Source organism: Amycolatopsis sp. NPDC114484, from assembly GCF_055633755.1.
In genome coordinates this window covers 32,631-57,584 of record NZ_JBVKDQ010000037.1, presented here as the reverse complement: position 1 = coordinate 57,584, position 24,954 = coordinate 32,631, and the positions used below count along the sequence as shown (strand labels likewise).

The 24,954-nt window shown below is 70.4% G+C and carries 22 protein-coding genes; 16 read left to right on the top strand and 6 right to left on the bottom strand.

Annotation, left to right across the window (positions count from 1 at the left end; genetic code table 11):
* The first annotated feature begins 84 nt into the window (after positions 1-84).
* From ACZ7SW_RS43195 to ACZ7SW_RS43170, 6 genes are all read left to right on the top strand, one after another.
* Positions 85-1,524, top strand: a complete 1,440-nt coding sequence (locus tag ACZ7SW_RS43195) for an FAD-dependent monooxygenase (RefSeq protein ID WP_470236172.1) — start codon at positions 85-87, stop codon at positions 1,522-1,524.
* A complete protein-coding gene (locus tag ACZ7SW_RS43190; RefSeq protein WP_470236171.1) occupies positions 1,525-2,943 on the top strand; it encodes an MFS transporter in 1,419 nt (472 codons plus the stop codon). It begins immediately after the preceding gene.
* A 126-nt stretch (positions 2,944-3,069) separates the two neighbouring features.
* On the top strand, positions 3,070-4,302 hold the full coding sequence (locus ACZ7SW_RS43185) for a cytochrome P450 (protein ID WP_470236170.1): 1,233 nt from the start codon (positions 3,070-3,072) through the stop codon (positions 4,300-4,302).
* Positions 4,303-4,374: 72 nt separating this feature from the next.
* Complete coding sequence (locus ACZ7SW_RS43180) at positions 4,375-4,941, top strand: TetR family transcriptional regulator (RefSeq protein WP_470236169.1); 567 nt, start codon at positions 4,375-4,377, stop codon at positions 4,939-4,941.
* A gap of 40 nt (positions 4,942-4,981) precedes the next feature.
* A complete protein-coding gene (locus ACZ7SW_RS43175) occupies positions 4,982-5,908 on the top strand; it encodes an aminoglycoside phosphotransferase family protein (RefSeq protein WP_470236168.1) in 927 nt (308 codons plus the stop codon).
* A 130-nt stretch (positions 5,909-6,038) separates the two neighbouring features.
* Positions 6,039-6,293 carry a hypothetical protein gene (locus tag ACZ7SW_RS43170; RefSeq protein ID WP_470236167.1) on the top strand — a complete coding sequence of 85 codons (255 nt, stop codon included), beginning with the start codon at positions 6,039-6,041 and terminating at the stop codon, positions 6,291-6,293.
* Between the two features lie 19 nt (positions 6,294-6,312).
* Here the strand turns inward: ACZ7SW_RS43170 and ACZ7SW_RS43165 are convergent, their stop codons facing one another.
* Entirely contained in the window at positions 6,313-6,939 is a 627-nt protein-coding gene (locus tag ACZ7SW_RS43165) for a YigZ family protein (RefSeq protein ID WP_470236166.1), read from the bottom strand.
* Between the two features lie 562 nt (positions 6,940-7,501).
* On the opposite strand from ACZ7SW_RS43165, the gene gltB reads away from it, so the two are divergent.
* From gltB to ACZ7SW_RS43145, 4 genes are all read left to right on the top strand, one after another.
* Positions 7,502-12,034: a glutamate synthase large subunit gene (gene gltB / locus ACZ7SW_RS43160; protein WP_470236165.1), complete on the top strand. Its 4,533-nt coding sequence runs from the start codon at positions 7,502-7,504 to the stop codon at positions 12,032-12,034.
* On the top strand, positions 12,027-13,478 hold the full coding sequence (locus tag ACZ7SW_RS43155; protein ID WP_470236164.1) for a glutamate synthase subunit beta: 1,452 nt from the start codon (positions 12,027-12,029) through the stop codon (positions 13,476-13,478). Before gltB ends, ACZ7SW_RS43155 begins: the two co-directional genes overlap by 8 nt.
* 287 nt (positions 13,479-13,765) lie before the next feature.
* Positions 13,766-14,200: a hypothetical protein gene (locus tag ACZ7SW_RS43150; RefSeq protein WP_470236163.1), complete on the top strand. Its 435-nt coding sequence runs from the start codon at positions 13,766-13,768 to the stop codon at positions 14,198-14,200.
* 137 nt (positions 14,201-14,337) lie between these two features.
* Positions 14,338-15,498, top strand: a complete 1,161-nt coding sequence (locus ACZ7SW_RS43145; RefSeq protein WP_470236162.1) for a hypothetical protein — start codon at positions 14,338-14,340, stop codon at positions 15,496-15,498.
* On the opposite strand, the gene ACZ7SW_RS43140 is transcribed toward ACZ7SW_RS43145, so the two are convergent.
* Positions 15,482-15,946, bottom strand: a complete 465-nt coding sequence (locus ACZ7SW_RS43140) for a phage tail protein (RefSeq protein ID WP_470236161.1) — start codon at positions 15,944-15,946, stop codon at positions 15,482-15,484. The genes ACZ7SW_RS43145 and ACZ7SW_RS43140 overlap by 17 nt on opposite strands.
* Positions 15,947-16,312: 366 nt before the next feature.
* Here ACZ7SW_RS43140 and ACZ7SW_RS43135 point away from each other — a divergent pair, with 366 nt between their 5' ends.
* The 3 genes from ACZ7SW_RS43135 (at position 16,313) to ACZ7SW_RS43125 (ending at position 18,682) form a co-directional block, all read left to right on the top strand.
* Positions 16,313-17,401 (top strand): sensor histidine kinase, encoded by a 1,089-nt coding sequence (locus ACZ7SW_RS43135; RefSeq protein WP_470236160.1) that lies wholly within the window; start codon positions 16,313-16,315, stop codon positions 17,399-17,401.
* The gene (locus ACZ7SW_RS43130; RefSeq protein ID WP_470236159.1) at positions 17,395-18,036 is read left to right on the top strand and encodes a response regulator; all 642 of its coding nucleotides are present in this window, start codon (positions 17,395-17,397) and stop codon (positions 18,034-18,036) included. Before ACZ7SW_RS43135 ends, ACZ7SW_RS43130 begins: the two co-directional genes overlap by 7 nt.
* A 73-nt stretch (positions 18,037-18,109) precedes the next feature.
* The gene (locus tag ACZ7SW_RS43125) at positions 18,110-18,682 is read left to right on the top strand and encodes a DUF4190 domain-containing protein (RefSeq protein WP_470236158.1); all 573 of its coding nucleotides are present in this window, start codon (positions 18,110-18,112) and stop codon (positions 18,680-18,682) included.
* A gap of 4 nt (positions 18,683-18,686) precedes the next feature.
* Here the strand turns inward: ACZ7SW_RS43125 and ACZ7SW_RS43120 are convergent, their stop codons facing one another.
* Both ACZ7SW_RS43120 and ACZ7SW_RS43115 read right to left on the bottom strand, forming a co-directional pair.
* Entirely contained in the window at positions 18,687-20,165 is a 1,479-nt protein-coding gene (locus tag ACZ7SW_RS43120) for a cobyric acid synthase (RefSeq protein ID WP_470236157.1), read from the bottom strand.
* Positions 20,166-20,226: 61 nt separating this feature from the next.
* Positions 20,227-21,165 carry a cobalamin biosynthesis protein gene (locus ACZ7SW_RS43115; protein WP_470236156.1) on the bottom strand — a complete coding sequence of 313 codons (939 nt, stop codon included), beginning with the start codon at positions 21,163-21,165 and terminating at the stop codon, positions 20,227-20,229.
* Positions 21,166-21,201: 36 nt separating this feature from the next.
* Here ACZ7SW_RS43115 and ACZ7SW_RS43110 point away from each other — a divergent pair, with 36 nt between their 5' ends.
* The 3 genes from ACZ7SW_RS43110 to ACZ7SW_RS43100 all read left to right on the top strand — a co-directional run bounded on the left by ACZ7SW_RS43110 (position 21,202) and on the right by ACZ7SW_RS43100 (position 24,179).
* Positions 21,202-21,807, top strand: coding sequence for a bifunctional adenosylcobinamide kinase/adenosylcobinamide-phosphate guanylyltransferase (locus ACZ7SW_RS43110; protein ID WP_470236155.1), 606 nt, complete (start codon positions 21,202-21,204; stop codon positions 21,805-21,807).
* Positions 21,808-21,817: 10 nt separating this feature from the next.
* Positions 21,818-22,831: a nicotinate-nucleotide--dimethylbenzimidazole phosphoribosyltransferase gene (gene cobT, locus ACZ7SW_RS43105; RefSeq protein WP_470236154.1), complete on the top strand. Its 1,014-nt coding sequence runs from the start codon at positions 21,818-21,820 to the stop codon at positions 22,829-22,831.
* 592 nt (positions 22,832-23,423) lie between these two features.
* A complete protein-coding gene (locus ACZ7SW_RS43100; protein ID WP_470236153.1) occupies positions 23,424-24,179 on the top strand; it encodes an adenosylcobinamide-GDP ribazoletransferase in 756 nt (251 codons plus the stop codon).
* Between the two features lie 24 nt (positions 24,180-24,203).
* On the opposite strand, the gene ACZ7SW_RS43095 is transcribed toward ACZ7SW_RS43100, so the two are convergent.
* Both ACZ7SW_RS43095 and ACZ7SW_RS43090 read right to left on the bottom strand, forming a co-directional pair.
* A complete protein-coding gene (locus tag ACZ7SW_RS43095) occupies positions 24,204-24,515 on the bottom strand; it encodes a hypothetical protein (protein ID WP_470236152.1) in 312 nt (103 codons plus the stop codon).
* A complete protein-coding gene (locus ACZ7SW_RS43090) occupies positions 24,512-24,943 on the bottom strand; it encodes a DUF7878 domain-containing protein (RefSeq protein WP_470236151.1) in 432 nt (143 codons plus the stop codon). The genes ACZ7SW_RS43095 and ACZ7SW_RS43090 overlap by 4 nt, the downstream gene beginning before the upstream one ends.
* Positions 24,944-24,954 lie beyond the last annotated feature (11 nt).

The window sequence follows — 24,954 nt, the reverse complement described above, 5'->3', positions numbered from 1 at the left end:
GACCTTTCTCTCGACATCAAGACAGTGAGAGAATACCTTGACGTCAAGACAGTTCGCTCGGCGAACCTGGACCAAGGGGGAAAAATGGACATCGAGGTCGCGGTGATCGGCGCCGGACCCGTCGGAATGGCGGCGGCGGCGTTCCTGCACCACGCCGGGGTCGCGGTCCGGGTCTTCGAAGCGAATCCGGACCGCGCGGGACAATCGAGGGCGACGACGATCCACCCGCGCACCCTCGAAATCCTCGATTCGCTGCCAGATGCGCGGGGCTCGCTGGCCGCGCGGATGGTCGCGGCGGGAAATCCGGTGCCTGCCACGCATTTCGCGACCCTGCCGAACCGGTTGGACTACACCGGACTCGACACCTCGTTCCCGTTCGTGCTGCTGCTCCCGCAGCCGGAAACCGAACGACTGCTCGCCGAGCATCTCGCCGGCCAAGGCGTCGTGATCGAGCAGGGGTGGAAACTCGCCGACCTGACACAGGACGAGCAAGGCGTCACCATTGTCTCCGAAACCGGCGACACCCAGCGAGCCGGTTACGTCATCGGCGCGGACGGCGCGCACAGCGCGACCCGGCACGCGCTCGGCCTCGCCTTTCCCGGAACTCCCGCTTCCACCATGGGTTTCCTCGCCGACGTCCGCCTGGAACGCCCGCCAGCGCAGCCGCACAACTGGGACTACGAACGCGGCTCGTACAGCGCGCTTCCGCTTCCCGGCGGCATTTACCGCATCTTCGGCCACGAACCCGGCGACACCGGCCTCACGCCCGAGGAAGCCGCGCGCCGCCAGGCGCTGATCCCCGACGAGACCGAACTGCGCGCGACGCTCAAACGGCTCGCCGACGACGATTTCGGCATCACCGAAGTGCTCTGGGCCTCGCGGACCGGCGACGTCACGCGCCACGTCGAGCAGTACCGCGCCGGCCGGGTGTTCCTCGCCGGAGACGCCGCGCACGTCCACCTTCCGGCGGGCGGCCAGGGTCTCAACGTCGGCGTGCAGGACGCGGCGAACCTCGCGTGGAAGCTCGCCGCGGAGGTGCGAGGCCGCGCGCCCCGGCGGATCATCGACGGCCCGCAGTCCTACGACGCCGAACGCCGTCCCATCGCGGCCCGGCTCGCGGCGAACACGCTCGCCCAGGCCGCGCTCATGGTCACCTTCACTCCAGGCGGAAAAGCGTTGCGGGACTTGATGTCCGACCTGATTGGCCGTAACGGCGACACCGCGGACGAACTGCGCGGCTGGCTGTCCGGACTGGACGTTTCCTACGCCGAAGACGGCAGCCTCGTCGGCCGTCGCGTGCCCAACCTTCCGCTCGCCGACGGTCGCACGCTCCACCGCTCGCTGCGGCCAGACCAGTTCACTCTCGTCGCCTTCGGCACCACCAGCGTCCCGGATGAAGAGAACGTCGTGCGCTCAACCCAAGATTGGCAAGGGCTGGCCGCCGTGCTCGTCCGCCCGGACGGTTACGCCGCCGAAGTGTGGACAGCGGGCGAGAAGGTCACCGTCGGCTGGACGGAGCGCTGAATGGGCGTCGACACCGCACGCGGGCGCTTCGGCATTCTCGCGATCCTGTGCTCCAGCATCCTCGTGGTCGCGATGGACAACACCATCGTCAATGTCGCGCTCCCGGTCATCCGCACCGATCTCGACGCGTCGATCAACGGTCTGCAATGGACGATCGACTCCTACACCCTCGTGATCGCCTGCTTCCTGATGCTCGCCGGCGCCACCGGAGACCGGTTGGGGCGCAAGCGAACCTTTATGGCCGGATTGGTCCTTTTCGGACTCGGCTCGCTGCTGTGCAGCGTGGCCCCGTCGATCGGCTGGCTGGTCGCCGCGCGGATCGTGCAGGCGCTCGGCGGCGCGATGCTGAACCCGGTGGCGATGTCGATCATCACGAACGTCTTCGCCGACCCGGGCGAGCGGGCGCGGGCGATCGGGGTGTGGGGCTCGATCGTCGGGATCTCGCTGGGCGTCGGCCCGGTGCTCGGGGGCGTGCTCACCGAAAGCATCGGCTGGCGGGCGATATTCTGGGTCAACGTCCCGGTGGTCGTCGCGGCTCTCGCTTTGACCGCACGTTACGTGCCGGAATCGCGGGCCCCGCACCCGCGCCGCCCGGATCCGGCAGGCCAGGCGCTGGTCGTGGTGCTGCTCGGTTCGGTGGTGACCGCGGCGATCGAAGGCCAGCGGCTCGGCTGGGGTTCGCCGGTGATCCTCAGCCTGGCCGGGCTCGGCGTGCTCGCCTTGATCGCGCTGATCCGCTGGGAGATCCGCCGCCGGGAGCCCTTGGTCGAACTGCGGTTTTTCGGGAGCGCGCCGTTCTCGTCGGCCACGATCAGCGCGGTGTGCGGGCTCGCCGCGTTCGGCACGTTCCTGTTCCTGACGCCGCTGTACCTGCAGGACGTGCGCGGGCTGTCGGCGCTGCAGTCCGGCCTGATGCTGCTGCCGGCCGCCGTGGCCGTGACGATCGCAGCGCCGCTGGCCGGGCGTCTCGTCGCCACGCGCGGCGCGCGGATTCCACTGCTGACCGCTGGGATCTCAATGACCGTCGTTGCCGTCGTGCTGACCACCGCGTCGGACACCACGCCGCTGTGGGTGCTCGCGATCGCGTACGGCGTGTTCGGGATGGGCTTCGGCCTGCTGAACCCGCCCATCACCAACGCGGCGGTGAGCGGCATGCCGCGCTCCCAGGCCGGAGTCGCCGCCGCGGTCGCGTCCACCTCCCGGCAAGTCGGGCAAACCCTCGGTGTCGCCGTCGCGGGCACGATTCTCGCCGCCGCGGCCACCCCGCTCGACGGTTACGCCACCGCCTGGTGGGCGGTCGCGGGCGGGACCACGCTCATCATCGCGCTCGCCGTCCTCGCCACCACCGCCTGGGCACGAGCCGGAGCCGAACGGGTAGCCCGCCGTTTCGCCGACGAGCCGATCGCCGAACCGGCCTAACCGCGGCAGGTGAATCGGGCAGAGCTGTGGTCCTTCCGTCGCCTATCTTGATCGATCGCCCCGCGACGGTGCGGGCGTCTCCAGAGTGGAGGACGCCCGCACCGTCGGAGGAAAGGCGCCATCCGCATGCCCACCCCGCCCGAGACCCCGGCCCTCCCGACCGCCCGCACCCCAGACCTCCCGACCACCCGCCCGGCGGACTGCCCGTTCGACCCGCCCGCCGAGTACGCCGCGTTGCGGGAGAGCGCGCCGGTGTCGCGGATCCGCTGCCCGGCCGGGTTCGAGAGCTGGCTGGTCACCCGCTACGACGACGTCCGCGCCGTGCTCGCCGACCCGGCGCTCAGCTCGCGCGGCGCCTCGTCGGTGCACGTCAAAGCCGATCAGGACCCGTACGCCGAGGTCGACCCGGGTTCGATCATCCAGCTCGACGGGGCGGAGCATTCCCGGCTGCGCAAGATGGTCGTCGCCGAGTTCACCGTCCGCCGGGTGGAGAAGCTGCGCGACTACGTCCGCGAGCAGGTCGACCAGCATCTCGACGCCATGCTCGCCAAACCCGGCCGCGCCGACCTGGTGCGGGACTTCGCGCTGCCGATCCCGTCGCTGGCGATCTGCGAACTGCTCGGCGTCCCGTACGCCGACCGCGGGCTGTTCCAGCGCCAGAGCAGCGTGCTGGTCAGCACCGACCAGGAGACCGAAACCGTCGAGCAGGCGTTTCACGAGCTGTCCGGCTACCTCGGGAAACTGTTCGCCGGCAAGCAGCAGGCCCCCCAGGACGACCTGTTCAGCAAGCTCATCGTCCGGGCCGAGGCCTCCGGGGAGGCGCTCGATCTGGAAGAGCTGATCATGCTCGGGCTCAGCCTCCTGGTCGCCGGGCACGAGACCACCGCCAACATGATCGCGCTCAGTGCCCTGGTGCTGCTGGAGAACCCGGGCCAGCGCTCGCAGGCCCTCGCCGATCCGCCGCGCACGGTCGAAGAGCTGCTGCGGTACCTGTCGGTGGTGCAGTTCGGCGTGCTGCGGTACGCCACCGAAGAGGTCGAGGTCGGCGGCCGAACGGTCGCCGCGGGTGACTGGCTGGTCGCCGCGCTGAACTCGGCCAATCGCGACGAGGACCGGTATCCGCACGCCGACCGGCTGGACTTCGCCCGCGAATCGCCGCGCACCCACGTCGCCTTCGGGTTCGGCGCGCACCAATGCGTCGGCCAGCAGCTCGCGCGGGTCGAAATGCAGGAGGCGCTCACCGCGTTGTTCCGCCGCGTGCCGGACCTGCGGCTGGCGGTGCCGAAGGAATCCCTGGCCTACAAACACAACACGCTCGTCTATGGCCCCGAGGAGCTGCCGGTCGCCTGGTCCGCGTAGTTCGTCCGGCCGATCCGGGACCGTCCGGGTTAACCTCGTCGCGCACCACCGGCGCACACCAGGGGGAACCGAATGGCCGCGGACCAGCCTTCGCGCAAACGCGACGCGACGGCGACGAAGGCCGCGCTGCTGGACGCCGCGGCCGAGCTGTTCGCCGACCGCGGCTTCGACCGCACGACCGTGCGCGACATCGCGAACCGCGCGGGCGTCAACCAGGCGCTGCTGTTCCGGTACTTCGGCAGCAAGGACGCGTTGTTCGAGCACGTGATGGCGCGCGGCGGCCTGGCCCAGGTCGAGACGACCCCGCCGGAGCGGCTGTTCTCCGCCGCGCTGCGGAGCCTCCTCGAACGCGACGACTCGGCGTCGCGCTCCATCGAGACCTACCTGCGGTCGTCCGGCACCGATCGGGCCGACGAGGCGCTGCGCGCGCAGCTGGACGCCGAGTACACCCGCGCGCTGTCCGGGCTCACCGACGAGCCGGACGCCGAACTCCGCGCCGACCTCGCGATGGCCTGGCTGCTCGGCATCGGGCTGGTCCGCTCGATCACCCGCAAGGAGCCGCTCGCCACCGCGCCCGCCGACGAGATCGAACGCCTCATCGGCCCGGCTGTGCGGACCCTGCTCGAACGCAGCAAATAATTCGCTACAGCGGTGGAACACGCGCCGATACGGTCACCGCATGTTCCCGCCCGCCGCCACCGCGGCCGAGTCCGACCAGCTGACCCGCGAAGGCCTGCTGCCCGCCGTACGAGAGCTTCTCCGTTCGCTCGGCGAGCCCGGCGAACCCGTGCCCTTCGACGACGGTTCACTGCCGGTGTACGCCGTCGGCGACCAGCTCGTCCTGAAGCTCTATCCGCCGGTGGACCTCGACGAGCTGACCACCGAGCGCACCATGCTGGAAGTCCTGCACGGCAAGCTCCCCGTCCCGACGCCGGGCGTCGTGCACGCCGGAACGCGCGACGGGTGGGGCTACGTCGTGATGGAACGGCTTCCCGGGCGCACGCTCAAACAGGTCTGGCCGGAACTGTCCACAGCGGACAAACTCGCGCTCGCCCCGAAGATCGGCGAGGCGCTGTCCGCTTTGCACTCCGTGCGCGACCCGGCGTTGTCCGTGCTCGCTCCCCCGGACTGGACCGCGTTCCTCGCCGGGCAACGGGAAAAGCTGGTCGAGCACCATCGCAAGACCACATTGGACGAACACTGGCTCGCCCAGCTGCCGGGGTTCGTCGACGCGGTCGACCTGGGAACGCCGGAAACCGTCCCGTTGCACACCGAGGTCATGCGCGACCACCTGATGGTCACCCGCGAAGGGGACGGCTGGCGGCTGTCCGGCCTGTTCGATTTCGAACCGGCCATGCGCGGTGCGGCGGAATACGAGTTCGCCGCGGTCGGCCTGTTCGTTTCCAGCGGCGACTCGGCATTTCTGCGCGGCCTTCTGCTCGCTTACGGTTACCGTCCGGCCGACCTCGGCCCGGATTTCTCCCGCCGTTGCCTCGCGTACACGCTTCTGCACGTCTACAGCAACTTCCGCTGGTACCTCGACGTGCTCCCGGCGCCGGAAGAACCTACTTTCGTATCCCTCGCCGACGCATGGTGGGGCGCTTGAGGGGTACCCCCAGACTACCTCGCGACATACCCCCGTAAAAAGGAGTGAAATACGCGACAATCCGGCAATCGCGACGGACACTGGAACTGTTCCCGGGTACGTCAGGGGCCGGGACAGAAGGAGGACCGCCGTGACTGCCGAGCTGAACTACCGGGAGCGGGCAACCCTGCGCGCCGTTGCCGGAGGGCACGCGGAAATCAGCTGCAGCTGCGAACCGGACCTGTTCGTGGACGGGCTGAGCTGCTGCGACCAGGGCACAGTCCGCGACCTCGTCCGCAAAGGGCTGATCGCGCCCGCCGGGGACGGAGCGTGCGGCGAGCGCGTACGCGCAGTGCTCACCAAGGCCGGGGCGCGCGCGTTGGACGGAAAGCCCGTCGCGGCTTGATCTTCCGGGCTCGAGCCAGCTACCCGCGCACCCACTCCTCCCCCAGTTCGACCGCGACCGCCTCGCCGCCGGTGAGGTCGGCCAGCCAGCCGCTGAATCGTTCTTCCTCGCCGGGAGCCAGCCCGACCTCGAAGTGCGCCGCCGCCTCGAACCGCGTCTCGTGCAGCACGTACGGCGAAGCGCGGAGATCGTTCTCGAAGCGGCCGGCCCGCGTGTAGTCCATCGTTACGTCGAACAGCCGCAGTCGCTGATACTCCACCAGGCCTACCGCGTCGAGCGCCTCGGACACCGCCTGCCCGTACGCCCGGATCAACCCGCCCGCGCCGAGCAGCACCCCGCCGAAATGCCGGGACACCACCGCGACCGTGTCGGTGACCTCGCGGCGGCGCAGCACCTCCAGCATCGGCACCCCGGCCGTCCCGGCGGGCTCGCCGTCGTCGCTCGAACGCTGGGTGCGGCCGTCCGGACCGAGGACGAACGCGTGACAGTGGTGCCGGGCCGCGGGTTCGGCCCGCCGAAGGGCCGAGATGATCTCCCTCGCGGCCGCCTCGCCGGCGACGGGAGCGAGCGCGCACCGGAACCGTGAACGCCGTATTTCGATCTCGTGCACCCCGGCCGCCGCCACGGACAGATAACGATCAGTCATCGGCGCTCCCCCTCATGACCACCAGTCAACCAGCAGCGGACGCGGGGTTGACACCGGGCAGACAGGCAGGTTTGCGCAGGTCAGCACCCTGACTGACCGCGTGCCGGGAGAGACGGCCCGACATATGGGAGTACCCCGGAGGGCGTCAACGTATGCGTGGTCTTTCCCACGAGAGCGCGATGACGTATGTCGATCACAGCGAATTCACACTATCGTCATAAGACCCGGCGAACCCGGGAGTCACCACCACGCGCCCCGGCTGGCCCCCACCACACAGGCTGACCGACCCCGGCGCGTGCGCCTGTACAGCGACGTGCAGAACTTTTTTCCGCCGCCCATCGCCGTGCGGTGACAAACCATCCGGCACCCGGACCGGTCTGCGACCGGCCGCGGTCAGCCACGCATCGCGACGCAGTGCCGCGCCTCGCGAGAGCGGAGGCACCGGATGGTTTCCCTTCTCGACTGACCATCGCGGTTTCGGACCACTTCGTTAACCGGTTCAGTGATGAACCCCCCTTCGGAGTGAAAGAAACCGCGCCAACGCCTTGGGAGGCGGCCAGCCGTGACCCACCGTTCGAGCACCCCGGCCATTGACGGCCTCTATGACCCCGCTTACGAGCACGATGCCTGCGGGGTGGCGTTCGTCGCGGACCTGACCGGTCGCCGAGACCATCAGATCGTGGCGAAAGCCCTTGTCGCGCTGAAGAACCTGGAACATCGCGGGGCACGCGGGGCGGAACCGGACACCGGCGACGGCGCGGGCCTGCTCATCCAGGTGCCCGACGCGTTCTACCGCGAGGTCGCCGGGTTCGAGCTGCCGCCGGAAGGCAGCTACGCCGTCGGCACCGCGTTCCTGCCGAAGGACGAAAAGCGCCGCGGCCGCGCCATGACCACCATCGAGCGGATCGCCGCCGAGGAGGACATGCGCGTGGTGGGCTGGCGCGAGCTGCCGGTCGACACCGCGCACTGCGGTCCGACCGCGGCGCAGACCATGCCGCACTTCACCCAGCTGTTCCTGGCCGGGCGCAAGAACAATCTCGACGGCCTCGCGCTCGAGCGCGCCGCCTTCTGCGTGCGCAAGCGCGCCGAGCACGAGCTGGTCGAGGACGACGTGTACTTCCCGTCGCTGTCCTCGCGCACGATCGTCTACAAGGGAATGCTGACCGAGCCGCAGGTCGAGAAGTTCTTCCTCGACCTCGCCGACGAGCGCGTGACGAGCGCCATCGGCCTGGTGCACTCCCGCTTCTCCACCAACACTTTCCCGTCGTGGCCGCTCGCGCACCCGTACCGCTACGTGGCGCACAACGGCGAGATCAACACGCTCAAGGGCAACCGCAACTGGATGGACGCCCGCGAGGCGCTGCTGGAGACCGACCTGATCCCGGGCGACCTCAAGCGGATCTACCCGGTCATCACGCGCGGCGCGAGCGACTCGGCGTCGTTCGACGAGGTGCTGGAGCTGCTGCACCTGGGCGGCCGGTCGCTGCCGCATTCGGTGCTGATGATGATCCCGGAGGCCTGGGAGAACCATCAGGAGATGGACCCCGCGCGCCGCGCCTTCTACGAATTCCACTCCACGCTCATGGAGCCGTGGGACGGGCCGGCGCTGGTGGCGTTCACCGACGGCGCGCAGATCGGCGCGGTGCTGGACCGCAACGGCCTGCGCCCCGGCCGGTACTGGGTGACCGACGACGGGCTCGTCGTGCTCGCCAGCGAGGTCGGCGTGCTGGAGCTGGACCAGGCGAAGATCGTCCGCAAGGGACGGCTGGAGCCGGGCCGGATGTTCCTCGTGGACACCGTCGCCGGGCGGATCGTCGAGGACGAGGAGGTCAAGGGCCAGCTCGCTTCCGAGCACCCGTACGACGAATGGGTCGACGCCGGGCTGCTCCGTCTGGAGGAGCTGCCCGAGCGCGACCGCGAGGTCCCGCTGCACGCCGCGCTCGTGCGTCGTCAGCAGGCATTCGGCTACACCGAGGAAGAGCTCGAAACCATCCTCGAGCCGATGGCCCGCACCGGTGCGGAGCCGATCGGGTCGATGGGCAACGATTCGCCGCTCGCGTCCCTTTCGTCGGGTTCGCGTCCGTTGTTCGACTACTTCATCCAGCTGTTCGCCCAGGTGACCAACCCGCCGCTGGACGCGATCCGCGAGGAGCTGGTGACCGCGCTCGGCACGCAGATCGGCGCGGAGCCGAACCTGCTGGCCGCGGACTCGACGTCGTGCCGCCGGATCGTGCTGCCGTTCCCGGTGCTGGACAACGACCAGCTCGCGAAACTGGTGCACGTCAACGACGACGGCGACCTGCCGGAGTTCCAGGCGGTCACCGTCATGGGCCGGTACAAGGTCAACGGCGGCGGAGACGCGCTGCTGCAGCGTCTCGACGAGATCCGCGCCGAGGTGTCCGAGGCGATCGAGGACGGCGCGCGGCTGATCGTGCTGTCCGACCGCGGGGTCGACGCCGACCACGCGCCGATTCCGTCCCTGCTGCTCACCGGCGCGGTGCACCACCACCTGGTGCGGGAGAAGACGCGCACGCAGGTCGGCCTCATCGTGGAGGCGGGCGACGCGCGCGAGGTGCACCACATCGCGCTGCTGGTCGGTTACGGCGTGGCCGCGGTGAACCCGTATCTGGCGATGGCGACCGTCGAGGAGATGGCGCACCGGGGCCTCATCCCGGGCGTGACTCCCAAGCAGGCCACCACGAACCTGATCAAGGCGCTCGGCAAGGGTGTCCGCAAGACCATGTCGAAGATGGGCGTTTCGACGGTGGCCTCCTACACCGGCGCGCAGATCTTCGAGGCGGTCGGCCTCGGCGCCGAAGTGATCGACACCTGTTTCACCGGAACGACTTCGCGGCTCGGCGGCGTCGGCTTCGACACCCTCGCCGAGGAGGTTTCGCAGCGGCACGTGCGGGCGTTCCCGTCCGACGGCGTCCGGGCGAGCCACCGCGAGCTGGAAACCGGCGCGGACTACCAGTGGCGGCGCGAAGGCGAGCCGCACCTGTTCAACCCGCAGACGGTGTTCAAGCTGCAGCACTCCACGCGCGCCGGGAAGTACGACGTCTTCAAGGAGTACACGAAGGCGGTCAACGACCAGGCCGAGAAACTGCTGACGCTGCGCGGGCTGTTCGACTTCAAGTACGGCGACCGCAAGCCGGTGCCGATCGAGGAGGTCGAGCCGGTTTCGGAGATCGTGAAGCGGTTCGCCACCGGAGCCATCTCGTACGGCTCGATCTCGATGGAAATGCACCAGACGCTGGCGATCGCGATGAACCGCCTCGGCGGGAAGTCGAACACCGGCGAGGGCGGCGAGGACCCGGAGCGGCTGTACGACCCGGAGCGCAGGAGCGCGGTCAAGCAGGTCGCGTCGGGCCGGTTCGGTGTCACCAGCGAGTACCTCGTCAACGCCGACGACATCCAGATCAAGATGGCGCAGGGCGCGAAGCCCGGCGAGGGCGGGCAGCTGCCCGGCGGCAAGGTGTACCCGTGGATCGCGAAGACGCGGCACTCCACGCCGGGCGTCGGGCTGATTTCCCCGCCGCCGCACCACGATATTTACTCCATTGAGGACTTGGCGCAGCTGATCCACGACCTCAAGAACGCCAACCCGGACGCGCGCATCCACGTGAAGCTCGTGTCCGAGGTCGGCGTCGGCACGGTCGCCGCCGGTGTGTCCAAGGCGCACGCGGACGTCGTGCTGATCTCCGGCCACGACGGCGGAACCGGCGCCTCGCCGCTGTCCTCGATCAAGCACGCGGGCGGACCGTGGGAGCTGGGCCTGGCCGAAACGCAGCAGACGCTGCTGGCCAACCGGCTGCGCGACCGGATCGTGGTGCAGACCGACGGCCAGCTCAAGACCGGCCGCGACGTCATGATCGCGATGCTGCTGGGCGCCGAGGAGTTCGGTTTCGCGACCGCGCCGCTGGTGGTGTCGGGCTGCATCATGATGCGCGTGTGCCACCTCGACACCTGCCCGGTCGGCGTCGCGACGCAGAACCCGAAGCTGCGCGAGAAGTTCAGCGGCAAGGCGGAGTACGTGGTGAACTTCTTCGAGTTCATCGCCCAGGAGGTCCGGGAATACCTGGCGGAGCTGGGATTCCGGTCCGTCGAGGAGGCCGTGGGACACGCCGAGCTGCTCGACAAGCGCAAGGCGGTCGACCACTGGAAGGCCGCCGGGCTCGACCTGTCGCCGATCTTCCACGTGCCCGAGCTGCCGCCGCGCGCGGTGCGGCACCAGACCGTCAAGCAGGACCACGGGCTGGACAAGGCGCTCGACAACACGCTCATCCAGCTCGCCGAGGGCGCGCTGGCGGCGGGCGACAAGGTGCGGCTGGAACTGCCGGTGCGCAACGTGAACCGGACCGTCGGCACCATGCTCGGCTCGGAGCTGACGAAGAAGTGGGGCGGCGAAGGGCTTCCCGACGACACCATCGACGTCACCTTCACCGGCACCGCGGGCCAGTCGTTCGGCGCGTTCATTCCGAAGGGCATCACGCTGCGGCTCTACGGCGACGGCAACGACTACGTCGGCAAGGGCCTGTCCGGCGGACGGATCATCGTGCGGCCGCCGAAGGAATCGCCGATCGTCGCGGAAGACCACATCATCGCGGGCAACGTGATCGCGTACGGGGCCACGAGCGGCGAGATCTTCATCCGCGGCCAGGTCGGCGAACGGTTCTGCGTGCGCAACTCCGGCGCGCTGGCCGTTGTCGAAGGCGTGGGCGACCACGGCGGCGAGTACATGACCGGCGGCCGGATGGTCGTGCTGGGCCGCGTCGGCCGCAACTTCGCGGCAGGCATGTCCGGCGGCGTCGCGTACGTGCTGGACCTGCCCGCGCACCGGGTCAACCCGGAGATGGTCGACATCGACCCGCTGGACACCGCGGACGTCGACTTCCTCCGCGAAACCATCGAAAAGCATTACAACGAAACCGAATCCGCCGTCGCGCGGGCCTTGCTGGCGGACTGGGACAGTGCGGTCGACCGGTTCGGCAAGGTCATGCCGAAGGACTACAAGCGCGTCCTCGCCGCTCAGGTGGCGGCCGAGCGCGACGGCCGGGACGTGAACGAGGCGATCATGGAGGCCGCACATGGCTGACCCCAAGGGCTTTCTGACCACCACGCGCGAGGAACCCAAGCGGCGTCCGGTGGACCTGCGGCTGATGGACTGGCGAGAGGTCTACGAGGACTTCGCGTCGACCAAGCTGGAAAAGCAGGCCGGGCGCTGCATGGACTGCGGCATCCCGTTCTGTCACCAGGGCTGTCCGCTCGGGAACCTGATCCCGGAGTGGAACACGCTGGTGTGGCGGGAGGACTGGCAGCAGGCGGCGGAACGGCTGCACGCCACGAACAACTTCCCGGAGTTCACCGGCACGCTGTGCCCGGCGCCGTGCGAGACCGCGTGCGTGCTCGGCATCAACGACGACCCGGTGTCGATCAAGCGGGTCGAGATCTCGATCATCGACCGGGCCTTCGAGGAAGGCTGGGTCACGCCGCAGGTTCCGGTCGCGAAGACCGGCAAGAAGGTCGCGGTGGTCGGGTCCGGTCCGTCCGGTCTGGCCGCGGCGCAGCAGCTGACCCGCGCGGGCCACACCGTCGTGGTCTACGAGCGCGCGGACAAGATCGGCGGGCTGCTGCGGTACGGCATTCCCGAGTTCAAGATGGAGAAGTTCCGCCTCGACCGCCGCCTCGACCAGATGCGGGCCGAGGGCACGGAATTCCGGACGTCGGTGAACGTCGGCGTGGACGTCACCGTCGAGGAGCTCCGGGACAACCACGACGCGGTGGTCCTGGCGGGCGGCGCGACGGCGTGGCGAGACCTGCCGATCGAAGGCCGTTCGGCCGAGGGCATCTACCAGGCGATGGAGTTCCTGCCGCCGGCCAACCGGGTCGCTTCCGGCGAACTCGAGGAGTCGCCGTACTCGGCCAAGGGCCTCGACGTCGTGGTCATCGGCGGCGGCGACACCGGCGCGGACTGCGTCGGCACGTCGCACCGGCAGGGCGCGAAATCGGTGACCCAGCTGGAGATCATGCCGAAGCCGCCGGAGTCCCGTTCGGACGCGCACCCGTGGCCGACGTACCCGATGATCTACCGGGTCACCTCCGCGCACGAAGAGGGCGGCGAACGGCTGTACTCGGTCAACACCCAGGAGTTCCTGTCCGATGAGGACGGCCGGGTGCGCGCGCTGAAGCTGGTGGAGGTGCGCAACGAGGGCGGCAAGTTCGTGCCGGTCGGAGGCACCGAGACCGAGCTGCCCGCGCAGCTGGTGCTGCTGGCGATGGGCTTCCTCGGCCCGCAGCGCGAAGGTCTGCTGACCGAACTGGGCGTGGATCTGGACCAGCGCGGCAATGTCGTGCGCGACAAGAACTTCAAGACCACTGTGGACAATGTGTTCGTGGCGGGCGACATGGGCCGCGGGCAGTCGCTGATCGTGTGGGCCATCGCGGAGGGCCGCTCGTGCGCGGCCGGCGTGGACGCCTTCCTGACCGGCCGGGGCGTGCTCCCGGCCCCGATCGCGCCGACGGACCGGCCGATCTCCTGAGAACTCGGAGCAGGCGCGTCAACGTCGCCGCGCCTGCTCCGTTCAGTCTCGGGGCGAGCGCGGCACTGCCGCCGCGCTTCGCTCCGTTCAGTTTCGGGATCGACGCGTCACTGCCGCCGCGCTGGTCCCGGCTGCCGGGCGGGTGTGACAACGGCGTCGCACCCGCCCTTCTTATTGCGCCGTTCGGCCTGCTCGCTGTCCCCTTTTGTGGCGCGTTGGGCGAATGAGGGCACTCAGTGAGTATTTTTCGTTGCGGCACAACGGGTTTTACTGGCTATTCTCTGCTGGTGCTCTACGACTACTTCGTCGCGACGGACGACGCCATGGCCGCGCTTGCGTTCGAGGATCCGGAAAATGCCCGTTGCGCGGGCTACGCCGAACTCGTTGTGAAGGGCGCCGATCCGATCACGGATCTGCTGCCCGTCGAGGCGTCCCTCACCCGCAGGACCACCGCGGAGGTCGAGGCCGAGCCCGACCGCGGCCGGGAGGTCGCGCTCCTCGACGAAGGCGAGGCCGTGGTGCTGTCGCCGGCCGATTCCTTTCGCGACGCACTCGCCACCGCCGACGACGCCGCTCGCCGAGGCGCTGCCGCCGCCTTCGCCGAGCAGCACGAGGAAGACGTCGAGGCTGAGCACATCGTCACGTTCCTCAAGGAACTCGCCGCCCTGGCCGCAGGCGCCAGCGCGGACGGCCACCACCTCTACTGCACGATCTCGCTGTAGCCACCTTTTCGCCCGATCCGGTGACCCGGCGGCCGATCCCGTGCTAGAACAGTGCGGCGATGGGAAAACTGACCCGCCGGGCCCGGGCCACGGCCGACTAGCTCTTCTTCGTCGGCGCCGGGGAATGGCCGGTCGCCGTGTCCGCGCTCGGGGTCGTGCTCGGAGCGGTCACGATCCTGCCGAGCGCGTTCGGCGTCGCGGTGTCGATCGTCGCGCTCCTGCTCGGCCTGCTGACGCTCGGGCGGGACATCCGCTTGCTGCGGAAACGGTGGGCGGGCTACGAGTTCACCGCGATCGCCGCGCCGTTCCCGATCTCGGACACGCCGCCGCCGCGCGCCTATCCCGACGCGCAGTACGTGGCGATTCCCGCCCGTGGCACGGCATTGGTCAGCGACGCCATCGACGCGGCGCTCGCCGAGAACACCTTCAGCATCACGGTCGCCGAGGATCCGTACCGGCTGCCCGCGAAGCTGAAGGCCACCGCACCGCACGTGCTGCCGTTGCGGGCTCGCGGCAGGTTGCTGTTCAACGGCCCGATCGTCGGCATGCGCGGCGAACCGCTGCCGGTCACCGGGGCGCGCCCGGCACCGATCGTCCTGCATCGCGCCCGGTTCTTCGACGCGGTCTGCACCAACGAACTGGCCTCGCTGCGCATCACGAACACCGCCGACGGCCGCGAATACGACCTGCGCCGCGAGGAACTGACCGACTCGTCCGGTGCCCTCCGTACTCTGTCCGCGAGCACGCTCGCCGATCTCGTCGGCGTGTCCACGATCGCGTTCACGTCCGACGGCCTGCTCGTCGTCGTCCGGCAGTCCGCCCGGAACTCGGCCAGCGGGCTGCTGCTCGCGCCGTCCGGAAGCGGCAGCCTCGAACCGCAGGATCTCCTTACCGCGCAAGGAGGAACCCGCCGGACCTTGCACACCGCGGTGTGCGCGGGGATGGAACGCGAACTGTGCGAGGAAGCCGCCGTCCGGCCCGGTGAGATCTCCTCGACGCGGCTGACCGGCTTCGCCCGCTGGCTCGAACGCGGCGCGAAACCGGAATTCTTCGGCGTCACCCAGCTGTCCGTCGACAGCACCGAACTCACCAGCCGCCGGGCGAAGGGCGCGGAACGGCTCTACAGCGCCGGAGTCACCGTCCTGGAAGTCGATCTGGCCGCGCTAGGCCAAGAACTTGCCGACGGCGTGCCGCTGAGCGAAGCGAACGCGCTGCCGTCCCGGCTGCGCGACGACAGCTCCCTGCCGCTCCTGTTGTGCCTGCGCAGCGCCGCGCTTCGGGTCAGTGCTCGTTCTTGATGACGAAGTAGGACCCGCGGATCGTCCCGGCGAGCTTCGACTTCTGGCGCGCGAACTTGAACTTGTCGGCGAGTTCCTCGGGGACGTCCATCCCGTCGGAGAGCTTGAACCCGACGGCGCGCTTGCCGCCGTCCTCGAGGGTGTACATGACGTTGATCGACAGACCGCTCTCGTAGAAGACGTAAGCCATCCGGATGCCGTCGACCTCGAATTCGGTGGCCTCCAGCGGCCGCGAGGAAATAACGAGATCGCGCTCTTCCTTGAGAATCCCGTGCACCCAGTCGATGATCTCCGGGACATCGGCCGCGGGCTCGACGGTGAACACGTGGTCGTACTTGTTCTTGAAGTAGCGAGCCTCGTTGGCCCGCAGCCCGGCGAGCGCGTCCGCGACCGGAGAAGACTCCAGGCCGGCTGTCGACACGGTGGTGAAATCGACGGCGTAGGACATGATCCGCACTCCCGGGCTGGGTTAGGTCGCGACGTCCCGGAGAATACCCCGGCCCGGCCGTCCGGCAACCGCAACGCCTCCCGGCAGCACCCGGTGAAGAGCACGCTTTCCTGGTCCACGGCGGATTACGGGACGACGTGGACGCCACCCGGTGCGGACCCCCGGCCGCCGGATTGCCCTGCCGAAGCCGCGCAGCCTCGCGACCTTCCTGCCCGACCGGCCGGTCGCCGTCGTGGCCGGTTCGAACGAGGCCCACCTGGACGGTCTGCTCGCCTCGATCGCCGCATTCGCCGACCGCTCAACCCGGCGCTTCTTCCCGCACGTCCGCCAAGTGGGGGAATTTCGGGCAGGGCCTACGGTGGCTTGGTGCGCAACCACCTGATCGACCTGGCCGTGGCGCTCGCCGTGCTCGGCCTGACGCTGGCCGGCGACCTGCCGGACGCGGACCATCCGTGGTTCTGGCCGATCGCGGTCGCGGCGACGTTCGTGGCCGTACTGCTGCGCCGCCGGTTCCCGTTGTGCGCGATGCTGGTGTCGGTCGGGGTCGCGCTCGTCACGCCACCCATGTGGGGCACCACGGTCACCCTCTACACGGTCGCTTCGCTGCGCGGGCTCCGCTGGCCGACCGCGGTCGCCGTACTGGCGGAAGTCGGGCTGACCATGTCGTTTTCCCGGCCCCCGCCGGACTGGAAGTCGTTCGGGCTCGCGGTCGTGTTGATGGCCGGGGTCCCGGCGCTGGCCGGACTGTGGATGCACCAGCGCGCGGCCTTGCTCGCCGCCCTGCGCGACCGCGCCGAACAAGCTGAACGCGAGCGCGACCTGCTCGGCGAGCGGGCCGTGACAGCCGAGCGGCGGCGGATCGCCCGCGAAATGCACGACGTCGTCGCGCACCGGGTCAGTATCGTCGCGCTGCAGGCGGGCGCGCTTTCCGTGCGGGCCAAGGACGACGAGACCGCGCAGCTCGCCGAGGTGATCCGCGAATCGAGTTCCGCCGCGCTCAACGAATTGCGCGACATCCTGCAGGTGCTCCGCGACGACGGTCCCGAGCCCCGATCGCTGCCGGAGCAGACGCTGGGCGGGGTCCGCCAGCTCGCCGGCGACCTCGCCGCCGCCGGTGCCCAGGTGCGCGCCGACCTGCCGGATCCGATGCCGGACGTGCCCGATCCGATCGGGCGCGCGGCGTACCGGATCGTGCAGGAGGCGCTCACCAACGCGGCGAAACACGCGCCTGGAACGACAATCGACGTGCGACTGTCCGCTTCCGACGACGACCTGGTGGTCGAGGTGGCCAACCCGCTCGCCGATTCGGCCGGGCTGCCCGGCGCGGGCTACGGGGTGATCGGCATGCGCGAACGCGTCACGCTGACCGGCGGGACGTTCCGCGCCGGTCCGGACGGAGCGGGAAGCTACCGGGTGCGGGCCGCGTTCCCGCTGCGAGCGGAGGAAACGTGCTGAAAGTCCTGCTGATCGACGACGAGGTGCTCGTGCGCAGCGGCATCCGGATGATCCTGGAGTCCGATCCGGGGATCGAGGTGGTCGCGGAGGCCGGCGACGGTCGCGGAGTGCTCGCGCTCGTCCGCGAGCACCGGCCGGACCTCGTGCTCACCGACGTCCAGATGCCCGACGTCGACGGCCTGGAGGTGACCCGCCTGGTGACCGCCGAACCGGACGCGCCCGCGGTGGTCGTGCTGACGACGTTCGACCTGGACGAGTACGTGCACGAAGCGCTTCGCCACGGTGCCACGGGTTTTCTCCTCAAGGACACGCCGCCGCGCGAGCTGGTCAAAGCGATGCACGTGGTGGGCAGCGGCGAGGCGATGCTGTCGCCGTCGATCACCCGTCGGCTGCTGACGCACTTCGCCACCGCCGCCACCCCGATGCCCGCCCGCGCCCGGCTCGAACCGCTGACGCCGAGGGAACGCGAGGTCGCGGTGGCCGTCGCACAGGGGTCGAGCAACGCCGAGATCGCCCGCGGGCTCGGGCTCAGCGAGGCGACCGTGAAGGTCCACTTGGGACGGATCATGGCCAAGACCGAGGCCGCGAACCGCACCCAGGTCGCGATCCTCGTGCACGACGCCGGACTCGCCTGAATCGTTACCCCGCAACGGGTTGCCAGGCCCTATGCTCGACGCCGGGTCGGGGGGCCATTTCCGAGGGGACCCCATGCTGCCGCCGAAACCGACCGGACCGAGCTACGAAGACGCCCCACCGCCGCCGACGGAACCGCGCGGTACCAACGGCTTCGCGATCGCGTCGCTGATCCTCGCCATCCCGGCGTTCAGCCTGCCGCTCAGCATCGCGTTCGGGATCCTCGCGCTCCGCCAGATCCGTGTGTTCGGCAACCCGGGCCGCGGGCTCGCGATCGCCGGGCTGTCGATCAGCGGCGCGTGGCTGGCAGCGCTCCTGATCGGGCTCGCCGTAGCCAGTCCTTCAGCCAGTTCGGACCCGCTCTTCCGCGCCAACCCAGGCGACTGCTTCCGCTCGGGAACCAAGGCCAGTCCCGTCTCCTGCGAGGACGCGCACGACATCGAGGTATTCCACCTGCTGCCCGGCGGCGACGCCGATTCGCTCCGCAGCGCGTGTGCCGCCGAAGCCAAGCAGTACTTCGCCAGCAGCGTCCCGCCGGACTACATTCACCTGGGCGCGCGGCAACCGTCCAAATCAGACTCGCCCGAGCAGCACGCGGTGTGCACGCTGGAAACCGACTTCCCCACCACCGGACGGGTCGTGCACTGACCGGTCAGGGCGCTCCCGGCGGCACGAACGGCAGCCCGCCCGGAGCGCCCGCCTCCGCCAGCGCCATCAGCGTCCCGGTGTCCACTTCGGACTGGATCGCGTCGGCCAGCCGGTCGAGCATGTCCTCCCGCAGGTCCGCGAACCCCGGCGCACCCTCGGCGGCCCGCCATTCGATGCCTGCCTGCGCCGCCGCTTCGGCGAGCCAAGCACGGCGGAACCCATCGTTTTCCCACGCGCCGTGCCACGTCGTGCCCCACACCGAACCGACGCGGTAACCGTCCAAAAACGATTCCGCGTCCGCCGGACCCGCGCTGCCGTGGTGGATCTCGTAAGCGTCCACCCGGTGTCCGCGCCATTCGCCGGTCGGACGGCCGAGCACCTTCTCCCCCGCGAACGTCACGCGGGTCGGCAGCAGCCCCAGCCCTTCGACGAGACCGGCATCCGATTCGACATCGTCCTCAATGGACTCCGCGAGCATCTGGTACCCGCCGCAGATCCCCAGCACCGGACGCCCCGCCGCAGCCCGGGCGGTCACCGCATCCGCCAAACCTCGTGCGCGCAACCACTTCAGATCGTCCACAGTGGCCCGAGAGCCCGGCAGCACGACCAGATCCGCCGCAATAACGGTATCCGGATCGGCGGTCAGACTCACCGTCACGCCCGGCTCGGCCGCGAGCGCGTCCACGTCGGTAGCGTTGGACGCCCTCGGGAAGCGGACCACCGCCACCCGCAACCCGCGTTGAGCGGCTTCGTGCCGCCACCCGGCCGCCGCCAGCGCGTCCTCGGAGTCGATCCACACGCGGTCCAGCCAGGGCAGGACGCCCAGCACCGGCCGCCCGGTGACCTTCTCCAGGCTGTTCAGCCCAGGCCGCAGCAACCCGACGTCACCGCGGAACTTGTTGACCAGCCAACCCGCCACCAGCGCTTGGTCCTCGGCCGACAGCAACGCGAGCGTCCCGAACATCGCGGCCAGCACCCCGCCGCGGTCGATGTCGCCGACCACCAGGACCGGCAGGGAAAACCGCCGCGCGAGGCCCATGTTGACGTAGTCGCCGGAACGCAGGTTGATCTCCGCCGGACTGCCCGCGCCCTCGCAGACGACGAGGTCAAACCGTTGCCGCAACTCGGCAAACGCGCCGAAGGCGATCTCCGCGAGTCCCGCGCGCCCGGTGGCGTACTCCCCGGCTTCGAGGGTCCCGTACGGCTTGCCGAGCGCGATGACGTGACTGCGCCGGTCGCTGCCCGGCTTGAGCAGCACGGGATTCATCGCGGCTTCCGGCTCCACCCGCGCGGCCCGCGCCTGCAGCCACTGCGCGCGGCCGATCTCCGCGCCGTCCGCGCAGACCATGGAGTTGTTCGACATGTTCTGCGCCTTGAACGGGGCGACCCGCACCCCGCGCCGCGCGAACCACCGGCAGATTCCGGCGGTGACCAGGCTTTTCCCAGCGTCGGAAGTGGTCCCGGCGATCAGCAGCCCGCTCATCTCGCCACCGTAATCCCCGCGGCGGCCGGCCCGGCGAACCGCCCCGCGCTCCGCGGTCCGCTCACCGAGCCACCGCGATCCCCGCCGCGACCGCCAACGCCGCCGCCCCCACCAGCCGCGACAACCGCACCGCCCGGCGCAGATCGCGCGGCCCCGGCGGACGACCGTCACCCAGCGTGCCCCGGCGCTCGACCTCGCCGTGATACGTATTCGTGCCGCCGAGCCGGATGTCCAGCGCCCCAGCGAACGCAGCCTCCACCTGACCCGCGTTCGGGCTCGGATGCGCGCTCCCGTCCCGTCGCCAGGCACGCCAAGCCGACCGCGCGTGCCCGCCTGCCAACGGCGCGGCCACCGCCGTCAGCACCGCGCCGACCCGCGCCGGCACCAGATTGACCCAGTCGTCGGCACGCGCGGCGAACCAGCCGAAGTCGCGGTGCCGCGGCGAGCGGTAGCCGACCATCGCGTCGAGCGTGTTCAGCGCGCGGTACCCGAGCAGCCCGGGAACACCCGCGACCGCACCCCACAGCAGCGGCGCGACGACCGCGTCGGAGGTGTTCTCGGCGATCGATTCGGTGGCCGCGCGGGTCAGCTCGGCCGCGTCGAGGCCGGTGGCGTCGCGCGCGCAGAGGTGGCTCAGCCGCTGCCGGGCGGCGGGCAATTCACCCGATTCGAGTAATCGCGCCATTTCGCGCCCCTCCGCGGCGAGTCCGCGGCCGCCGAGGACGACCCACGTGGCCACAGCAGTCAGGACAAATCGGACAGTCAGCCGGTCCCGGGCGGCTCTCTCGGCAAGAAATCCCAGTCCCGCGACCGACCCCGCGCAGACCGCCGCGTAAGCCGCGCCGCGCGGCTTGGAATCGGCCCACCACCAGCGTTCCAGCTGGCCAGCGGCGGTGCCGAAGGCCGCGACCGGATGTCCCCGGCGCGGGTCGCCGAACCACGCGTCGGCGGCGTATCCGGCGATCAGCCCGGCCGCGGTGACGGCTTGTCGGAGTGGCACGTGGCGAACCGTAGCGCTAGGGAGAGAATGCCGGGTATGACCAAGCTGACGCACCGGCTCGCCGGGTCTCTCGAAACCCTGGCGCAGGCCCTCCGCCGGTACGGACGCGACGACGGCAAGGTGCTCGTTCTCGGCGGGGTTCGCTCGGGCAAGTCGAGGCACGCGGAGCGGCTCGTCGCGCACCACCCCCACCTCGTGTACGTCGCTCCCGGGCTGCCCCCGTCGGCCGAGGACCCGGAATGGGCCGCCCGCGTCGAGGCGCACCGGGCCCGCCGCCCGCGCCACTGGACGACGGTCGAGACCACCGACCTGGCGACCGTGCTGCGCAACGCGACCAGCCCGTTGCTGATCGACTGCCTCGGCACCTGGCTGTCGCGGGTGCTCGACGAGGTCGGCGCGTGGACGGGCGAATCGGGCTGGGAGCGCAGACTGGACGACCGGCTCGAGGATTTCCTCGCCGCGTGGAGCCAGGCGCGGGTGCCGATCGTCGCGGTCAGCAACGAGGTCGGCAGCGGTGTGGTGCCCGCAACGGTGTCCGGGCGGCTTTTCCGTGATGTGCTGGGCGCACTCAACAACCGGGTGTCCGCCGACAGCGACCGGGTGTCGCTCATCGTCGCCGGGCGGGCGCTCGACCTTCCGTGAGGAGCTAGCCGTGCCGCGTTTCGCCATCCCCGTCCCGGACGCCGCCGCCCGCGCCACCGCCCTGGAGCGGCTGGACGGCCTGGTCAAACCGGTCGGCTCGCTCGGCAGGCTGGAAGAACTCGCGGCCTGGCTGAGCGCCGCGCACGGCGTGGTCCCGCCGCGCCCGCTGGACGACGTCCGCGTGGTCGTCTTCGCCGGCGACCACGGGGTGTCGGCGCAGTCGGCGTACCCGCGCGAGGTGACGGCGGCGATGGTGCGCGTGTTCCTGGCCGGCCGCAGCGGGGTGACGGTGCTCGCGGCGCAGGTCGGGGCTCAGGTGCGGGTGGCCGACATCGCCGTGGACTGGGACGCGTCGGATGTTCCCTCGGAGGTGACCGCCCACAAGATCCGCCGCGGTTCGGGCGCCATCGACGTCGAGGACGCTTTGGCCCCCGGCGAGGCGCTTGCGGCTTTCGAGGCGGGTCGCGCCATCGCTGCTTCGGAGTCCACTGCGGACGTTCTCATTCCCGGCGACATGGGCATCGGCAACACGACTGTCTGTGCCGCGGTGGTGGCTTCGGTTCTGGGCCTGCCCGCTGGTGAGGTCGTCGGCACCGGCACGGGCGTCTCCGGGGAGGCCTTGGAACGCAAGACCTCTGTCGTCGCCGCCGCTCTTTCGCGACGGACGGTCACCGACCCGTTCGACCGGCTGACCGCCCTGGGCAGCGCCTGCCTCGCCGCGACGGCTGGGTTCCTGGTGGAAGCGGCCGTCCGGGGAATCCCGGTGGTGCTGGACGGAATCTTCTCAGCGACGGCGGCGCTGGTGGCCCGGGACATCGCGCCGGGCGCGGAGCAGTGGTGGCTGGCGGGGCATCGTTCGACGGAGCCCGCGCAAGCGTTTGCGTTGAAGGCGCTGGGGTTGACGCCGATCTTGGATCTGGGCTTGCGGCTCGGGGAGGGCAGCGGAGCGGTGCAAGCGGTGCCGACGCTGCGGGCGGCTCGCGCGGTGATCGCGGAGATGGGCCTGCTGGCGGATCTCGGGTGACGGGTTTGTTCTGGGGGCGGGGTTTGCCGGTGGTGTGGGCCGGGGTTCGGCGCACGGGTTGGGCCGGGGTTCGGCTTGGGTGCTGGGCGACGGTTCAGCGCGGCGGCTGGCTCGCGGCTCGACCCGAGCGGTCGGCCGCAGTTCGGCCCGGAGACTGGCTTACGGTTCGGCGCGGGCGCTGGGCCGTAGTTCAGCGCGCGGGCAGGCTCGCGGCTCGGCGCGGGCGGTGGCCCACGGCTCAGCGCGGCGGCTCGCTCACGACTCGGCGCGAGCGGTGGGCCGCGGTTCAGCACGGCGGCTCGCTCACGACTCGGCCCGGACGTTGGGCCGCAGTTCAGCGCGGGCGCTGGCTCGCGACTCGGCACGAGCAGTCGACCACAGTCCAGCGCGCGGGCAAACTCGCGACTCGGCACGAGCAGTCGACCACAGTCCAGCGCGCGGGCAAACTCGCGACTCGGCACGAGCGGTCGGCCACAGTCCAGCGCGCGGGCTGTTTCAGGGCTCGGTCGGCGGATCGGCTCGAACCTCGGTTCGCAGCGAACCACCCCGCCGGGGCATTCCACGCACCCCACACCGCCTTGGGGCGCAAGTCGTGACCCCGCTGGGCGACGGCCTCCGCCTGGCCGTCGGCACCCTGACCACGGTCCCGGTCCCCGCCCCGCGCAAGATCGATCGGCGCGTGGCGGGGGTCGCGATGACGCTCGGCCCGCTGGCCGCCCTCCCGCTCGCGGCGGTGGCCGGGTTCATCGTGGCCGTTGGAGTCGCGATCGGACTCCCCGCGCTGGGCGTCGCCGCGCTGGCGCTCGGGGCGGTCGCCCTGGGCAGTCGCGGACTGCATCTCGACGGACTCGCCGACACCGCCGACGGGCTCGGTGCCTCCTACGACCGCGCGAAAGCCCTCGACGTCATGCGCCGCGGCGACTCCGGGCCCACCGGCGTCGCGACGCTGCTCTTCGTGCTGCTCGTCCAAACCGGCGCGCTGACCGGCGCGATCGCGCACGGGCACGGGATCGCCGCCGCGGTCCTGTCCGTCCTTTGTGGACGGTGTGTGCTCTCGCTGTGCTGTGCGCGAGGGGTCCCCTCGGCCCGTCCGGAGGGGTTGGGCGCGACGGTGGCCGGATCGGTCCCGGTCGTCGTGTCCACAGTGGTGTTCGTGCTCGCGGCGGGGTGTGCCGCATTGACGCCGGGATTGCCGTGGTGGCGCGGGGTTCTCGCGGTAGCGCTCGGCTACGCGGCCGCGGCGGTGTTGCTGGCCCGGTGTGTCCAGCGCATCGGCGGAGTGACCGGCGACGTCCTGGGCGGTTGCGTCGAGGTCGCGGTGGCGGCGGCGTTGCTGGCGACCGCCTGACCCCGACTCAGCCGCCAAGCGAAGTTACTCCGGAAAGTAAATCGCCGCCGCGTCCGGCAGAGAGGTCGGGGGTTCGTCGAGGTACCAGGCGTATTCCAAACCGGACAGTACGCCTTGGCTGACCCACACGAGGATCTCGCCGCCCCCCTCCACCAAGGCCCGCCGGGGGAACACTCCGCTCAGCTCGCCGTACGAGATCGCGTCCGGCACCGCGAGATCGACGCTCACCGAACCCGGCGACCAGTTCGCGACCACCTCCGCCCAGTCCACCTGCGCGAGCAGCGCCGGATGTCCATTGAGGATTCGGCGCAGAACCGCGCGCTCGTCCGGGTTCAACGGCCGCGTCCTGCGAAGAACTCCGCGATCCACGAACCTTCCGTGCGCACGGATTCCGCACGCACCTTCCGCGCGAAGTCGTCGATCGCCGTGTCGATCTCCGCAGCGGGGCGCACGGCACCGCGCACGATCTGGACCGCGTCGTCGATCGCCTGCCAGCCGCCGGGCGCTCGGCAGATTCGCAGCGACCATCGTTCTTCCAGGGAAAGAGACAGGAACTCGAAGTCAGGCCAGGTCGCTTCCGGGCACGCCTTCCACTTCCGCAATGCCACGGCGAGCTCCGCCACCGGAAACGACTTCCAGGCGCAGAGAACGATTCCGCCGTCCACGACCTCCAGGTCGGCTTCCACGTTGACGAAGACGTCGCCCACGCTCCGATAATGCAGATCCGAGGTGTCGAAACGGGAGTACCCGAACTTCACCAGCACGTCTCCCCTCG

Bases quoted from the DNA above. Each gene is read 5' to 3' on its own strand.
- ACZ7SW_RS43195 (WP_470236172.1), top strand. From the start codon at position 85: ATGGACATCGAGGTCGCGGTGATCGGCGCCGGACCCGTCGGAATGGCG.
- ACZ7SW_RS43190 (WP_470236171.1), top strand. From the start codon at position 1,525: ATGGGCGTCGACACCGCACGCGGGCGCTTCGGCATTCTCGCGATCCTG.
- ACZ7SW_RS43185 (WP_470236170.1), top strand. From the start codon at position 3,070: ATGCCCACCCCGCCCGAGACCCCGGCCCTCCCGACCGCCCGCACCCCA.
- ACZ7SW_RS43180 (WP_470236169.1), top strand. From the start codon at position 4,375: ATGGCCGCGGACCAGCCTTCGCGCAAACGCGACGCGACGGCGACGAAG.
- ACZ7SW_RS43175 (WP_470236168.1), top strand. From the start codon at position 4,982: ATGTTCCCGCCCGCCGCCACCGCGGCCGAGTCCGACCAGCTGACCCGC.
- ACZ7SW_RS43165 (WP_470236166.1), bottom strand. From the start codon at position 6,939: ATGACTGATCGTTATCTGTCCGTGGCGGCGGCCGGGGTGCACGAGATC.
- ACZ7SW_RS43155 (WP_470236164.1), top strand. From the start codon at position 12,027: ATGGCTGACCCCAAGGGCTTTCTGACCACCACGCGCGAGGAACCCAAG.
- ACZ7SW_RS43140 (WP_470236161.1), bottom strand. From the start codon at position 15,946: ATGTCCTACGCCGTCGATTTCACCACCGTGTCGACAGCCGGCCTGGAG.
- ACZ7SW_RS43125 (WP_470236158.1), top strand. From the start codon at position 18,110: ATGCTGCCGCCGAAACCGACCGGACCGAGCTACGAAGACGCCCCACCG.
- ACZ7SW_RS43120 (WP_470236157.1), bottom strand. From the start codon at position 20,165: ATGAGCGGGCTGCTGATCGCCGGGACCACTTCCGACGCTGGGAAAAGC.
- ACZ7SW_RS43110 (WP_470236155.1), top strand. From the start codon at position 21,202: ATGACCAAGCTGACGCACCGGCTCGCCGGGTCTCTCGAAACCCTGGCG.